The sequence below is a fragment of the Methylobacterium sp. Leaf125 genome (genome assembly GCF_001423085.1).
GTDB lineage: Bacteria > Pseudomonadota > Alphaproteobacteria > Rhizobiales > Beijerinckiaceae > Methylobacterium.
Window position 1 is genome coordinate 42,771 of the sequence record NZ_LMNU01000005.1, and the last position, 13,849, is coordinate 56,619.

At 64.6% G+C, this 13,849-nt stretch carries 15 protein-coding genes; 10 read left to right on the plus strand and 5 right to left on the minus strand.

Annotated elements, in window-relative coordinates; translation table 11 throughout:
* Positions 1-41: 41 nt before the first annotated feature.
* Positions 42-341 carry an antibiotic biosynthesis monooxygenase family protein gene (locus ASF58_RS08335; RefSeq protein WP_055950246.1) on the plus strand — a complete coding sequence of 100 codons (300 nt, stop codon included), beginning with the start codon at positions 42-44 and terminating at the stop codon, positions 339-341.
* An 8-nt stretch (positions 342-349) separates the two neighbouring features.
* On the opposite strand, the gene ASF58_RS08340 is transcribed toward ASF58_RS08335, so the two are convergent.
* Positions 350-748, minus strand: coding sequence for a hypothetical protein (locus tag ASF58_RS08340; RefSeq protein WP_055950248.1), 399 nt, complete (start codon positions 746-748; stop codon positions 350-352).
* A 68-nt stretch (positions 749-816) separates the two neighbouring features.
* A complete protein-coding gene (locus ASF58_RS08345; protein ID WP_055950251.1) occupies positions 817-1,164 on the minus strand; it encodes a hypothetical protein in 348 nt (115 codons plus the stop codon).
* A gap of 256 nt (positions 1,165-1,420) precedes the next feature.
* On the opposite strand from ASF58_RS08345, the gene hemC reads away from it, so the two are divergent.
* Positions 1,421-2,344: a hydroxymethylbilane synthase gene (gene hemC, locus ASF58_RS08350; RefSeq protein ID WP_055950255.1), complete on the plus strand. Its 924-nt coding sequence runs from the start codon at positions 1,421-1,423 to the stop codon at positions 2,342-2,344.
* A 4-nt stretch (positions 2,345-2,348) separates the two neighbouring features.
* Here the strand turns inward: hemC and ASF58_RS08355 are convergent, their stop codons facing one another.
* Positions 2,349-3,398: a GSCFA domain-containing protein gene (locus ASF58_RS08355; protein ID WP_082512931.1), complete on the minus strand. Its 1,050-nt coding sequence runs from the start codon at positions 3,396-3,398 to the stop codon at positions 2,349-2,351.
* Positions 3,399-3,566: 168 nt separating this feature from the next.
* Here ASF58_RS08355 and ASF58_RS08360 point away from each other — a divergent pair, with 168 nt between their 5' ends.
* Positions 3,567-4,484 carry a WcbI family polysaccharide biosynthesis putative acetyltransferase gene (locus tag ASF58_RS08360; protein ID WP_244477232.1) on the plus strand — a complete coding sequence of 306 codons (918 nt, stop codon included), beginning with the start codon at positions 3,567-3,569 and terminating at the stop codon, positions 4,482-4,484.
* A gap of 13 nt (positions 4,485-4,497) precedes the next feature.
* On the opposite strand, the gene ASF58_RS08365 is transcribed toward ASF58_RS08360, so the two are convergent.
* Positions 4,498-4,923 (minus strand): response regulator, encoded by a 426-nt coding sequence (locus ASF58_RS08365; protein WP_055950260.1) that lies wholly within the window; start codon positions 4,921-4,923, stop codon positions 4,498-4,500.
* 168 nt (positions 4,924-5,091) lie between these two features.
* On the opposite strand from ASF58_RS08365, the gene ASF58_RS08370 reads away from it, so the two are divergent.
* The 6 genes from ASF58_RS08370 (at position 5,092) to glmM (ending at position 12,079) form a co-directional block, all read left to right on the plus strand.
* Positions 5,092-5,424 (plus strand): Hpt domain-containing protein, encoded by a 333-nt coding sequence (locus tag ASF58_RS08370; RefSeq protein ID WP_244477233.1) that lies wholly within the window; start codon positions 5,092-5,094, stop codon positions 5,422-5,424.
* A 332-nt stretch (positions 5,425-5,756) separates the two neighbouring features.
* Entirely contained in the window at positions 5,757-6,275 is a 519-nt protein-coding gene (gene pal, locus ASF58_RS08375) for a peptidoglycan-associated lipoprotein Pal (RefSeq protein WP_055950431.1), read from the plus strand.
* A gap of 172 nt (positions 6,276-6,447) precedes the next feature.
* Positions 6,448-7,416: a tol-pal system protein YbgF gene (gene ybgF / locus ASF58_RS08380; RefSeq protein ID WP_055950266.1), complete on the plus strand. Its 969-nt coding sequence runs from the start codon at positions 6,448-6,450 to the stop codon at positions 7,414-7,416.
* Positions 7,413-8,414, plus strand: a complete 1,002-nt coding sequence (gene tilS, locus ASF58_RS08385; protein ID WP_055950269.1) for a tRNA lysidine(34) synthetase TilS — start codon at positions 7,413-7,415, stop codon at positions 8,412-8,414. Before ybgF ends, tilS begins: the two co-directional genes overlap by 4 nt.
* 159 nt (positions 8,415-8,573) lie before the next feature.
* On the plus strand, positions 8,574-10,490 hold the full coding sequence (gene ftsH, locus ASF58_RS08390) for an ATP-dependent zinc metalloprotease FtsH (protein ID WP_055950272.1): 1,917 nt from the start codon (positions 8,574-8,576) through the stop codon (positions 10,488-10,490).
* Positions 10,491-10,735: 245 nt separating this feature from the next.
* Entirely contained in the window at positions 10,736-12,079 is a 1,344-nt protein-coding gene (glmM, locus tag ASF58_RS08395; RefSeq protein ID WP_055950434.1) for a phosphoglucosamine mutase, read from the plus strand.
* Positions 12,080-12,189: 110 nt separating this feature from the next.
* On the opposite strand, the gene ASF58_RS08400 is transcribed toward glmM, so the two are convergent.
* Positions 12,190-12,492: an MmcQ/YjbR family DNA-binding protein gene (locus tag ASF58_RS08400; protein WP_244477234.1), complete on the minus strand. Its 303-nt coding sequence runs from the start codon at positions 12,490-12,492 to the stop codon at positions 12,190-12,192.
* A 240-nt stretch (positions 12,493-12,732) separates the two neighbouring features.
* On the opposite strand from ASF58_RS08400, the gene ASF58_RS08405 reads away from it, so the two are divergent.
* On the plus strand, positions 12,733-13,602 hold the full coding sequence (locus tag ASF58_RS08405) for an outer membrane beta-barrel protein (RefSeq protein ID WP_055950278.1): 870 nt from the start codon (positions 12,733-12,735) through the stop codon (positions 13,600-13,602).
* The last annotated feature ends 247 nt before the right edge of the window (positions 13,603-13,849 follow it).

The following is a 13,849-nucleotide window of genomic DNA, read 5'->3' on the forward strand; positions in this document are numbered from 1 at the left end:
TTCCGCTGATCCCCCTCGAACCCTACGGCCGGAGACCCCCGATGATCCTCGAAATCGCGCAGATCGACGTCAAGCCCGGGATGGAGGCCGAGTTCGAGGCCGGCATCGCCAAGGCCTCGGTGATCTTCAAGGCCGCCAAGGGCTGCCGCAGCTTCGCCGTCCGCCGCTCCATCGAGAAGCCGCAGCGCTACCGCCTGCACATCGAGTGGGAGACCCTGGAGAACCACACCGTGGACTTCACCGGCTCCCAGGCCTGGAAGGACTACCGGGCCATGGTCTCGCCCTGCTTCGAGGCCCCGCCGAGCGTCGAGCACACCGAACTGGCCCTCCAGGCCTTCTAAGGGACGCGTCAGGAGCCGGAACCGCGCACCAGCATCTTGATGCGGTCGTCGAGCCGGCCGATCCGCGCGCGGACACCGCGCGCGGCGCATCCCGACAGGGTCTCGCCGGCGAAGAAACCGAACTGCGCGGCGCGCTCGCGGCAGGCCAGGACGGGCGGGAGCGCGATCACCAGGGCGAAGGGCGCGGTGAGCAGGATGAGGTTGAGCAGGAGGGACGGCGCCCAGCCCAGGGCGAACGACCGGACCTCCGGCTCCGCTTCGCCTTCGACATCCCGGAAGCGGCGCACCGTCCGGGGCGTGCGCAGACCCTCACGGATGATCGCCTGACGGACCCCGGCCTGCGCCGGCATCGCCGCCTCGGCCTCGGGATCGTCCCGCGCCGGCCCGGCGCGCGTCTCCAGGGGCATCGTCCGAGCTCCGAGCGTCACCATGACCTCCCGCCGCGATCGCGATGATCCGTTCCCATCACGCCGCGCTACCGCAGGCCGCTCGCGACCGTTCGCAGGTCGCTGTCGAGATGGAGCATCCGGCCGGCCAGGTCGCGGCGGGCGCAGGCGGTGCTGCGCAGGAGGTCGGGGACCCAGGACCCGCGGGCGCTCCCCTGGCAATCCATCAGCAGGCTCGCGGCCAGCAGGATCGTCATAGGGCCGAGCATCAGGGTGACCTTCAGCAGGCGGAAGAAGCCGAAACCGCCGCGCTGCCGGCGGGGACGGGCCGGCGCACGATCCCGACCGGACGGACGCCGAGGCGGGCGGTCCTCCGATTCGTCGTCGCGCGGACCGAACTCCTGCTCGTAATAGGCTTCAAGCTTGCTGCGCTTCATCGGTGAGCGTCCGCCGACCTGGCTCGTGACATCCTCGTCGCACGAGATACACGCCGAGAGCGATAAGCTTGGCCTAAGATCGCCGGGCGCGGGAGGCGCGACCTACGCGCGTGGTTTCGGAATACTTAGCGGCCGGAGGACGATCGAACGCGCTCCCGGTGACATCGGCGCACGGACTGCGTACCTAGGTTCAGCAGGCCGAACCGGCCCGGTCCCCGGGCGCCGGACTCTCCCTACCACCGAGCGATCCTCGCCCATGATCCAACGCCCCCTCCGCATCGGAACGCGCGGAAGTCCGATGGCCCTGGCCCAGACCGGAGTGGTCCGGGACAAGATCGTCGCGGCCAATCCGGGTCTCGAGACCGAGATCGTGGTGGTCAACACCGTGGCGGATCGCATCCTCGACCGCCCGCTCTCCGAGATCGGAGGCAAGGGGCTGTTCACCAAGGAGCTCGAGCAGGCGCTCTATGCCGACGTCGTCGATGTCGCCGTCCACTCGATGAAGGACGTGGAGACGTGGCTGCCCGACGGGCTCGTGATCGCCTGCATCCTCGAGCGGGACGACCCCCGTGACGCCTTCCTGTCGCCGCGAGCTTCCGGCTTCGCCGAGCTCCCGTCGGGGTCCCGGATCGGCACCTCGTCCCTGCGCCGGGCCGCGCAGGTGTTGATGCGCCGGCCGGACCTGCGGATCGTCCCCCTGCGCGGGAACGCCAACACGCGCATGCGCAAGCTGGAGGAGGGGACCTGCGACGCCACCCTCCTGGCGCTCTGCGGCCTGGAGCGCCTCGGCATGGCCGACATGGCCCGCAGCGTGCTCGACGTCGGCGAGATGCTCCCGGCCGTGGCGCAGGGCGCCCTCGGGATCGAGTGCCGCGAAGCCGACGCGGACGTGCGCGCGCTCCTGGGCCCCCTGGTCTCCGCCACCGCCACCGCCGAACTCGCGGCCGAACGCGGTCTCCTGGCCGAGCTCGACGGCTCCTGCCGGACCCCGATCGCCGCCCTGGCGCGGATCAGCGGCGACACGCTCAACCTCGACGGCCTGCTGTTCCTGCCCGACGGCAGCGCCCACTGGGCCGTCCAGCGCTCCGGCGCGGTGGCGGACGCCGCCGAGATCGGACGCGAGGCCGGCGCCGAATTGAAGCGGGCAGCGGGCGACACCTACGCGCGGCATCTTCAATAGGCGCTCACGCCAGACTTCGCTCGATCGCCTCCTCGTCGCAGATCACGCTGGCCGCGCGTCGATACTCGCTGCCGAGGGGCTGAGTCAGGATCGGCGCTTTCGCCCGGGCAGTGAAGGCGTCGAGGAACACCCGCATCACGTGGGCGACCGCGCTGGGCGTAACCGACCGCAGGTCGTCCTCGTAGTAACGCCCCGCATTGGCGGTACTCGTCACGATCTCGTACGCGGGAAAGTAGACGGCGCGCGGCTCAGCGGCGGCGATCTCTTCGGCCGCCGCCCGCAGAGCGGCCTTGCTGTAGGTGTTGGAGACCAGCACGTGCTGGTCCGCGTAGGTCGCGATCAGGGGCACTGGCGAGACCGTGAGAATCACCCGAGCGGCTGGATTGACCGCGAACAGCCGCTCCAGGAAAGTCAGCATGTCGTCCCGCACATCACCCACCCGCGCATTCACGAAGGCGTAGGCGTCCGGGTCGAAGCTACCGCCGATGACCCCTGGCGCTACCGGGAGCATCGCGCCATCCGCGCGATGCATCCAACCCTCCGTCAGGCCTAAGGTGAATACGAAGACGTCGAGGCTTTCGAACATGACCCGTACCGCCGCAAGATGCCTCCGGCGATCGGCTTCCACTTCGGCCGCATCGGCGAAGCCGGCCGGCTCGATTCCAGGGCGAAACGGATCAACCAAGCGACCATCCGGACGCGTCCACGTCGACAGGGCAGGAGCGTAGGTGCCCCAGGCACGGTCGAAGAGCTGCAGAAGCTGGCGGGCGGTGTAGATGTTGCCGTAGCGGGCCGAGTAGATCCCATATTGCCGGTCGGCGGCGGCTTCGGGTGCCATACCGTCGGGCCCTACCTCCGTGAGATAATGCCCGAACCCTGCCCGTGTCAGGGCGCGGGCGACGTGCTGGGCGAAACACGAGCCGGCGGTCGCCACCCGAGCTTCAGGGCCGATGGTGAAGCGGCTGCTCGGGGCGGGCGCCAGGGCGAAGGGCGCCACGCCTGCCACGACCTTGCGCCAGAATCGCTCGGCCGGTAGATCGGCGTAAGGGTTCACTACCACGGCGGCATCTCCATCCGATCGCTCAGGCCATTGCCGCGCACGTTCACCAAGACAATGGTCTCGGACTCTTTCGCGGCCCTGGCTGCCTCCCTCACACGTCCGGGTTCATCGTGGCGATCCTGGGCGGGAGCATGGCGCGGGCCCCGGATCGACCCTGGCCCGGTGCGGGACGGACCGCGGATCGCCGTCCTCGGCAACTGCCAGGCCGAGGGTATCGCCCAATCCCTGCGACTTCTGCTCCCCAGCGCGCAGGTCCACCTCGTCCCCTTCGACGGCCTCGGCAAACGGCATGGCACTCTGGATCGCCTCAAGGGCTATCTCGCTCCCTTCGATCACGTCTTCACGCAGTTCTTCCCCCAGGGTTTCGTCGAGGGCGGAAACGTCCATGCTCTCGGCGAAGACGATCCTCGCTTGAGCCTGTATCCGACCATACTATTCCCAGGCTACCAACCTGACATGGTCCTCGTGGGTGATGTCGGGGCGCTCTCCGCATCGCGCCTCATCGCCTCGCCCACAGGTCCCTATCACTCTGCCATCGTCCTGTGCGCCTATTTGGAAGGCCTGAAACCGGAGGAGACCGCAGAACTGTTCCGGGATTCGATCTATACGCGGCTCGGCTTCTATGAAGCCTGGAACGTGGCCGCAGCGGAACTCCTGGGTAGCGCGCGCGACATCATGTTTCCGCTGGAGGCGGAACTCGCCCGATGGTCCCGACGCGGTTGCTTCATGCACGTCCTGAACCATCCCAAGTTGTTCGTTCTGGCCGATATTGCCCGGCGACTCGCCGTAGAAGCGGGCCTGCGGCCCCTTTCAGCCCGAGTTGAGGATTACCTCCCGGATACCCTTGCCGCCGACGTGGTCTGGCCCCTCTACCCGGACCTCGCCGCGCATTATGGCCTGACGGGTACGATGCTGTTCAAGGACCGGGCCCGCCGGGGCGACCCGAAACTTTACGACCTACCGGGCTTCATCGCGGCAAGCTTCGCGATCTACCGGCGCCATGCACCGGAGTCTCTCGGGTGCATCCGAGTCGAGGGCTGGCGGGCAAACCCTGCCGTGCGGTCATTGTTCAAGGCCTGAGCGCGCTCCTCCCTCAGCCTATCGCGCGTAGGATCAGCGACTCCGATCCGGCGGCGGGTTCACGCATCATCGAGTTGGCCAGATCAACCACATCCTGGATCCGAAAGGGCTTGGCCAGGAAAACGCTGTCCGGCACGGCACGGCGATCGTTGCATCCCCCGGTCGACGAATAGATGACCGGTCCGTTCGGATTGAGCATGCGGAAAGCTTGGGCGACGGACCAGCCGTCAATGAGGCCTGGCAGGTTGATATCGGTAAGCAGGAGCGCGAAAGCACCGTCTGCTCTATCTTCTGCCGCAGTGGCCTGCCGGATCGCAGCCACTGCCGCCTCTCCGCTGGACACCGAAACCACGGCGATGCCGTTCCGCTGGCACAGAGCGGTCAGCATCTCAAGAAGCAGGTAATTGTCCTCGACGACGAGGATCTGACGCCGACGCATGAATCGCACCAACTCTTTGCACAGCCGGCTTAGTCCGCTAGTGGTTAATTGCCGATCAACAGAAGCGACGGTTCGGCGAAGTCAAGCCCCTGACCTAGTCTGGAAAACAAGATGCCGGACCATTCGACCCACGAGGCCGGGACGTCCGCAGCCCCCGATGCGCCCGTTGTGCAGGCGGGGTCGATCTACGAGCCCCGCACGCTCAAGGAGTTGGAGGACATCTTCGGCCGGGCCCGCTTAATGGATCTGCTTGATCGCTTAAGGACCGAGATCGGCCGACGGCTTCTGGCGCCGGCCTCGGAACGCATCATCCTCGGGCAGGATGCCCACATTCTGCTTTCCGCGAGCGGATCACTCGGCTTCTTTGATCTTTCCCAGCGCTGCTCGCAGATGGAGCGGGCTTGCCTGGAGGGAGCCGACCTTGCCGAGCCTCTCGCAGCGGTCCGGAAATCGGCCGAAGCCGCGGTGACGGCGATCCGGGCCATCCGAATCCAATCCTGAAGCCCTCGGGTTACGGCATGTTGCCATCCGGTCACGGATGGGACGCCCATGCATGCTTCGACGTCAGCGTCGCGCCGCCGCCGCAATCGGGGACGATTCCGGATCTCGTTTCACCGAAGCCATCGCCGGAGTGATCAGGAGCCGGCTGGCGTGACGACTGCGTTACAAGAGACCTTGGCCGATTTCGGAAAGATCGCTTCAAGGTTGACGGAACCTTCGCTTAACCGAGACCACATTAGAACCGACAGTGAGTCCCCGAGGGGGGCACATGAGGCGACGTTGCCAGCCTGATTGACAGGAACCCGGCGGCTGTGCCCGAGGAGAACAGGATCATGCCCATGATTGCGCGCTTCCGCGTGTTTCCGCTGGCGGCCGCCCTCTGCGCCGCCCTCAGCGTCGCCGCCTGCACCAACGATAAGGATTTGGCCGATGCTTCCGGGTTCGGCGCCGGCGGTGGCATGAACGGCGGCGCAAACACACCCGGAAGTGCTCAGGACTTCGTGGTGAACATCGGCGATCGGGTGTTCTTCGAGTCCGATTCCACCGACCTGACCCCCACCGCCATCGCCACCCTGGACAAGCAGGCCACCTGGCTGCAGCGCTATCCGCGCTACACCTTCCTGATCGAGGGTCATGCCGACGAGCGCGGCACTCGTGAGTACAACTTCTCGCTCGGAGAGCGCCGCGCGCAGTCGGTGAAGGACTATCTCGCCTCGCGCGGGATCGCGACCGGACGGATCCGCACTGTTTCCTACGGTAAAGAGCGTCCGGTGGCCGTTTGCAACGACATCTCGTGCTGGTCGCAGAATCGCCGCGCCGTTACCGTTCTCGACCGTGGCGCCGGCTCCTGACCCAGGCTATGTCGGGATCTCGGGACAGATGCTCGCCCGGGATCCCGCATCCAAAACGATGCGCCGCAGTTTGGCATGGCCGCATTTTTGCCGCGTGGGACAGCATTTGCTATCGGCGGACCGCGATCCTCGCGAGCGCACTTCTGCCCCCCGATCACCGGTAACGACCGCCATGCTTGCCCGCCTCCTCTTCGCGACCCGCCTCGGCACCGCAGCCGGCGTCGTCATGGGATCAATCCTCTGTGGGATGTCGGCTCCCGCGATGGCACAGGACGCCTCGGACTTCGTCGTCCGGCTCAACCGGCTGGAGAACCAGTCGCGCCAGACCGCCGGGCAGATCGAGACGCTGCAATACGAGAATCGCCAGCTGAAGGAGCAACTCCGCAAATTTCAGGAAGATGTGGAGTTCCGCCTGCAGGAAGCGAAGGGAGGCCGCAGCGGCGCCCCGTCCGGTACCAATCCGGCTTCGGCCAAGCCGCAGAAGCGCAGTGATGCCTTCGATCCCGAGCACAATCCCGGCCTGCCGGGCGCGCCGATGCAGTTGGGCACCACAACGCCGAGCGGGGCGGTGGCCGAAGCGCCCCGGACACGCAATGTGCCTCCGACAGTCGTGGAGGCGGACGACGAAGAGCCCGGCCTGACGCCACCTGGTCTCGGCGGCCCCGTCGACCTCTCACCACCCGCCCGCGTTCCGACCACCGGTGCCCTTCCGAATCCGCCCCGGGCTGGCAGCGTCGCTGCCACGGGGTCAGGCGATGCACGCGGGGATTACGAGGCAGCCTACGCCTACATCCTTCAGCGCCAGTACGAGCAGGCCGAGATGAGCCTACGCCAATTCATTCAGTCTCATCCGCGCGACGCGCTGGTGCCATCGGCAACCTACTGGCTCGGCGAGAGCTACCTGCAGCGCAACCGCAATCGCGAGGCGGCTGAGCAGTTTCTGAAGGTCTCGACGGACTATGCCCGTTCGGCGCAGGCGCCGGATGCCATGTTGAAGCTCGGGGCCTCGTTGAACGCGCTCGGCGCCCGCGAGCAAGCCTGTGCGACCCTTGCCGAATTAGAGCGTAAATTTCCTTCCGCCAGCGCCAGCGTCCGTCAGGGCGTGACGCGTGAACAGAAGCGCGCACGCTGCGCTGCTTGACCAAGGCGGTCGACGGGGTCGAGAACGCGCTCCGAGCCTACCTGTCGCGCGAGACGGTTCTCCTTGCGGTGTCCGGTGGTCCCGATTCGACTGCGCTGATGGCCGCGGCCGTGGCTGTAAAGTCTGCGGCAACCGTCCACGTCGCCACGATCGATCACGGCCTACGGCGCGAAGCGAGCGCGGAAGCCGCAGCGGTCGCGGCTCTCGCTGAGACGCTCGGCCTTCCGCACCGAACCTTGAGCTGGACCGGACCGAAACCGTCGCGGGGTCTTCAGGAAGCCGCCCGTGTGGCGCGTTACGCCCTCCTCGCGACCCATGCCGAAATCGTCGGTGCCAAACTCGTGCTCACTGGACACACCCGTGACGATCAGGCCGAGACGGTTCTGATGCGTCTGCTGGCGGGAAGCGGGCCCGCAGGCCTTGCGGGTATGCGCACCGAGCGCTCTCTCACACCGTCCATCAAGCTGGTACGGCCTTTCCTGACGATCGCGAAGGCCCAACTCGTGGATTATTGCGAGCGCCAGGGGTTCGCCTTCGTACGCGATCGTTCCAACGACGACGACCGCTTCGCCCGGGCTCGCCTCCGCCGGCTCCTTCCGGGCCTCACCCGCGAAGGGCTGAGTACGGATCGGCTCTGCCGCCTAGCAGCGCGCTGCGCACGTGACGATGCCGCACTGACGGAAGCGGCGCAGATCGCATTCGCGGTGGCACGGAGGCCAGAGCTCCGCCCTGGCATCCGTCTGGATGGTCGACATCTGTGCTCGCTGCCGGACGCCGTGCTTCTTCGTCTCACCAGTCTCGCCGCAGAGCAGATGAACCCGGGTGGGCCGGAACGGCTGGAGCGGCTCGAAGCCCTTGTTCTCGACGACCTTCGACCCGCGCTTCATGCGCGCACTCCGATACGCAGGACTCTGCGCGGGATCTTGTTCGAAGTGACGCTGGCAGCGGATTTGGTCCTGACATCGGCACCGCCGCGCCGGGGGAAGAAATCTTCGTAACCTTCCCATTGGATGCAGCCTTGCCGCGGCGGCATGCCCATGGCACGGCCTCCCCTTCGACTTGGCAAGGGGTGACTCGCTGCCTACATTGGCGGGGAGCGTCAGGAGCGACCCGCCCCAATTCGCGTGGTGGGCCCCGATGCCTCCAGGGATAGATCGATGAACCCGAATTTCCGCAATTTCGCCTTGTGGGTCGTCATCTTCCTGCTCGTGCTTGCCCTCGTGACCCTGTTCCAGAACCCGGGTCATCGTGGTGGCGGTTCCGAGATCGCCTACAGCCAGCTTTTGAACGATGCCGATTCCGGCAAGATTCAGACGGTTGTGATCTCAGGGCAGGATGTCAGCGGCACCTATGTCGGCGGCGGCAACTTCACCTCCTATGCTCCCAATGACCCGAGCCTGGTGTCCAAGCTGCAAAGCAAGGGCGTTCAGATCACTGCGCGTCCTCCGTCGGACAACACGCCCTGGTTCATCCAGTTGCTCGTCAGTTGGTTACCGATCCTCGTGTTCATCGGCGCCTGGATTTTTCTTTCCCGCCAGATGCAGTCCGGGGCAGGACGCGCAATGGGTTTCGGCAAGTCGAAGGCTAAGCTCCTCACCGAGGCTTCGGGTCGCGTGAGTTTCGATGACGTTGCTGGCGTCGAGGAAGCCAAGGAGGACCTGCAGGAAATCGTGGAATTCCTGCGTGACCCTCAGAAGTTTCAGCGTTTGGGCGGTCGTATCCCGCGCGGCGTGCTTCTCGTCGGCCCTCCGGGCACGGGTAAGACCTTGATTGCCCGGGCGGTCGCTGGTGAAGCCAACGTGCCCTTCTTCACCATTTCCGGCTCGGACTTCGTCGAGATGTTCGTCGGTGTCGGTGCTTCTCGCGTGCGCGACATGTTCGAACAGGCGAAGAAGAATGCCCCTTGCATCATCTTTATCGATGAGATCGACGCTGTTGGCCGGCATCGCGGCGCGGGTCTTGGCGGCGGTAACGATGAGCGTGAGCAGACGCTGAACCAGCTCCTCGTTGAAATGGACGGGTTCGAGGCGAATGAAGGTGTGATCATCATCGCCGCCACGAACCGTCCCGACGTCCTTGATCCCGCTCTGCTGCGTCCGGGTCGGTTCGACCGCCAGATCATGGTGCCGAACCCTGATGTCGTCGGTCGGGAGCGTATCTTGCGCGTTCACGTCCGTAAGGTGCCCCTGGCACCGGACGTCGATCTCAAGGTCATCGCGCGCGGCACCCCGGGCTTCTCCGGCGCCGATCTGATGAACCTCGTCAACGAGTCGGCCTTGCTGGCGGCCCGCCGCGGCAAACGAATTGTCACGATGCACGAGTTCGAGGATGCCAAGGACAAGGTGATGATGGGCGCCGAGCGGCGCACCCTGGTCATGACTGAGGACGAGAAGCGGCTCACTGCTTATCATGAAGGCGGTCACGCGATTGTTGCCTTCAATGTCCCGGCCACGGATCCCGTGCACAAGGCGACGATTATCCCGCGTGGACGGGCTCTCGGCATGGTCATGCAGCTTCCCGAACGTGACAAGTTGTCGATGTCTTACGAGCAGATGACCTCGCGGCTTGCGATCATGATGGGTGGACGCATCGCCGAGGAGATGACTTTCGGTGCCGACAAGGTGACCTCGGGTGCTCAATCGGACATCGAGCAGGCGACACGTCTTGCCCGCATGATGGTCACCCGTTGGGGCTTCTCACCGGAACTCGGGACCGTTGCCTACGGAGAGAACAACGACGAGGTCTTCCTGGGGATGTCGATGGGCCGTCAGCAGACGGTTTCGGAGTCGACCGCTCAGAAGATCGATGCGGAAGTTCGCCGCCTTGTGGAAACGGGCCTCGAAGAAGCGCGCCGCATCCTGGGTAATCACAAGGATGACCTGGAGGCGTTGGCGCAGGGCCTCTTGGAGTATGAAACGCTGTCCGGCGACGAGATCAAGAACCTCATTGCTGGCAAACCTCCAATCCGTGATGCGGGCGATGGACCGACGACACTGCGCGGATCATCTGTTCCGTCCGCCGGTCGTGGTCGTCCGCGTGGGAGTGACGGACTGGAGCCTCAGCCTCAGGCTTGAGCCATCAGGCTGCAGCCTTCTTCAACTAACGTCACGAGCCCGCCACCGGCGGGCTCGTTCGTATCTAGGCCCTCCTTAACGGTATGGGAGGTTTGGTCCTCCCGAGCGGGATCCGGCAACGGGATTTTCAGTCCCCGGGGTGGACCTAATGCCGAAGCATCATCACCAGCGGTAAGCCAGAGGATTGCGTCTTGAGGCAGACTCAGTTCCCCTACACCGAGAACAGCAAACAGGACGCGAAGAGCATGTCGCGCAAGTATTTTGGTACCGATGGTATCCGGGGACGGGCCAACGGCGTCATCACACCGGAACTTGCCCTAAAGGTCGGTCAAGCGGCAGGCCTCATTTTCCAGCGCGGCGATTACCGCCACCGCGTCGTGATCGGCAAGGATACGCGTCTTTCGGGCTACATGATCGAAACGGCCCTGATTGCGGGCTTCACATCAATGGGCATGGATGTGCTGCAACTCGGGCCGATGCCAACGCCGGCCGTGGCGATGCTCACCCGATCGATGCGCGCTGATATCGGTGTGATGATTTCGGCCTCTCACAATCCTTTCGAAGACAATGGCATCAAGCTGTTTGGACCCGATGGCTTCAAACTCAGCGACGATGTGGAGCGTGAGATCGAGGCGCTGATCGACGGCGAGTTGCATAAGCGTCTGGCAGGCTCGCGAGATCTTGGACGTGCCAAGCGAATCGAGAGCGTGCACGCCCGCTACATCGAATTTGCCAAGCGCTCCCTGCCGCGGAACGTCACCCTCGACGGCCTGCGCATCGTCGTGGATTGCGCGAACGGTGCCGCCTACCGGGTGGCACCTGAAACCCTCTGGGAGTTGGGCGCCGAGGTGATCGCCATCGGCGTGGAGCCCGACGGATTCAATATCAATCGCGATGTCGGATCGACTGCGCCTGCCGCGCTTGCGGCCAAAGTTCGGGAGCTTCGCGCTGATATCGGTATTGCCCTCGATGGAGACGCCGACCGCGTGCTCATCATTGATGAGAAGGGCCAGTCTGTTGACGGCGATCAGCTGATGGCCGTGGTCGCGCGGTCATGGAAGGAGGATGACCGCCTGACGCAGCCTGGGTTGGTCGCCACGATCATGTCGAACCTGGGCCTTGAGCGCTTCCTGGGGGGTATCGGTCTCAACTTGGCACGTACCGCTGTAGGGGATCGCTACGTGCTCGAGCATATGCGGGAACACGGCTACAATCTGGGTGGCGAGCAATCCGGGCATATCATCATGTCGGATTATGCCACCACGGGCGATGGCCTCGTAGCGGCTCTTCAGCTGCTGAGTGTGGTGAAGCGTCAAGAGCGGCCAGTCAGCGAGGTCTGCCACTGCTTCGATCCCTTGCCACAAATCCTCAAGAACGTGCGCTACCGGTCTGGCCAACCGCTGGATGCAGACTCTGTCGTCACGGCAATTGCCCAGGCGCGTGAACGACTTGGCAATTCCGGCCGCTTGGTGATCCGCCCGTCGGGCACCGAGACGGTGATCCGCGTGATGGCTGAAGGAGACGACCGGCACCTGGTGACGGAGGTGGTGGATGATGTGGTCGAGGCTGTTGCCAAAGCCGCAGCGTAAAAACACGCACCAGTTTGCCCGGGACGGGACGGTACGAAGTCTTCGGCTTCAGCGCATCCGTCCCGCCGCGTCATAGGGCGATCGGTTGGGATCCCTTTCATGTCGAAACGTCAGAGCTGGTCGTAAGCTGCGGGAGCGACTTCACGCCAAGCGGCCAGGAGAGCCGCGGTAAGCCTGTCCTCATCCGCCTCCCAGAGGGTGAGACTGGTCCACCCGCGCCGGCCCCAAGCACCGTCCACGGCCTCGAAGAGATTCGGCTCGGCCTCAATCCACTCGACCTGCTGCGCGTGCGACAGGCGCAGGACCAGTCGCTCCTCTTCGACCCACAGCGTCGCGAAGATCCGTCCCAGAATCCGGAAATCGGGGTGCCCGTTGTGGGCCCCCTCGGTCACTTCCGGGAGAGATCCAGCCAAGCGGCGAACATCCTCTGGTGTGCTGGGCACGTGCAGTATTTCCGTTGAGATCTGAGCTTCTTCTTGAAGCGAGAGGGCAAGCCTTGCTCGACACGGACCTAGCGTTGTGTGCTGACCGTCAACTCTTCCGCAAGGATAAGATTTAACGTTAAATCGGATTTAACGCTTGGACTCCATGATGCTCTCGTCATCCCGCCGGCGCTCCAGGCTTCCGGCACACGGTCGATTGAAGGACATCCGATGCGCCGCACCAAGCTGTCTGCCTTGGCGCGCTCGATCACGCTCTTTGCGAGCGTGGCAGCGCCCTGCCTCGCCCAAGCGGCGGATCTGCTTCCGCCCCTGCCGCCCGAACCGCTGCCCCCGCCCGTCGAAATCGGCGGTGGCTGGTACCTGCGCGGCGACGTCGGTGTCGGCGCGGCAAGCGTGGGCGCCATTTCGACTACGGTCCTGAAGGGATCCCTTCCGGACGGATACCGCTACGATCAGAAGGCCATCGAGAGCCAGTTCTTCGCTGGTGGCGGTGTTGGCTATCAGTTCGGCTCCTACTTCCACGGCGATGTCACGGCCGAGTATCGTGGCGGCGGCAAACTGACCTTCCAGGACAGCTACGGAGCGGATTGCCTCTTGGCTGACTGCCGCGGAGTTAACGCGTACCAAGCCAATCTCGCCTCGGTGGTCGTCATGGCGAACGGCTACATCGATCTCGGCACCTGGTATGGCGTGACGCCCTTCATTGGCGGCGGTGTCGGCACTGCCTTCCATGAATTCTCCGGATTCAACGACCGCGGCTTCGGTACCGCAAGCGGTGGATATGGATTCGCAAAGGACAAGCACTCGAACACCCTGGCCTGGGCAGCCATGGCCGGCCTCGCCTACAGCGTAACGCCCAACTTGAAGCTGGAACTCGGCTATCGCTACCTCAATTTGGGCGACGTGCGCTCTGGGGTCGTCAACTGCATCAACCAGGATTGCGGTGGCGCGATCTACAAGGTCAAGGAGGTCACCTCCCACGACGTTCGAATCGGCATGCGCTGGCTCCTCGGAGGGATTGTCGCACCGGCGGTCGCCGAGTATCAGCCTGAACCGACACCCCTGGTTCGCAAGTACTGAAAGCATCCTTTCCGGGAGGGTCAGGGATCGCGTCGCTGCACGAATATGAACCAAATGGCCGGCCGCGTGGAATACCGCGCCCGGCCTTTTTTCGTTTTCGAACACCAGCAAAAGCGCCGAAATTCCTGGCAGCTCAATATGTTAGGGTTAAGTCCTCACTAACGGTTCAAGTGCAGACTGCTCTCGACGTTGATCCAAGGTGCACAGATAGAACCTTCGACCGCGTCGCGTCCTCCAGTGTTCGAGA

Coding starts and splice junctions, on each gene's coding strand:
- ASF58_RS08335 (WP_055950246.1), top strand. CDS start 42: ATGATCCTCGAAATCGCGCAGATCGACGTCAAGCCCGGGATGGAGGCC.
- ASF58_RS08340 (WP_055950248.1), bottom strand. CDS start 748: ATGCCCCTGGAGACGCGCGCCGGGCCGGCGCGGGACGATCCCGAGGCC.
- ASF58_RS08345 (WP_055950251.1), bottom strand. CDS start 1,164: ATGAAGCGCAGCAAGCTTGAAGCCTATTACGAGCAGGAGTTCGGTCCG.
- hemC (WP_055950255.1), top strand. CDS start 1,421: ATGATCCAACGCCCCCTCCGCATCGGAACGCGCGGAAGTCCGATGGCC.
- ASF58_RS08365 (WP_055950260.1), bottom strand. CDS start 4,923: ATGCGTCGGCGTCAGATCCTCGTCGTCGAGGACAATTACCTGCTTCTT.
- pal (WP_055950431.1), top strand. CDS start 5,757: ATGCCCATGATTGCGCGCTTCCGCGTGTTTCCGCTGGCGGCCGCCCTC.
- ybgF (WP_055950266.1), top strand. CDS start 6,448: ATGCTTGCCCGCCTCCTCTTCGCGACCCGCCTCGGCACCGCAGCCGGC.
- ftsH (WP_055950272.1), top strand. CDS start 8,574: ATGAACCCGAATTTCCGCAATTTCGCCTTGTGGGTCGTCATCTTCCTG.
- glmM (WP_055950434.1), top strand. CDS start 10,736: ATGTCGCGCAAGTATTTTGGTACCGATGGTATCCGGGGACGGGCCAAC.
- ASF58_RS08405 (WP_055950278.1), top strand. CDS start 12,733: ATGCGCCGCACCAAGCTGTCTGCCTTGGCGCGCTCGATCACGCTCTTT.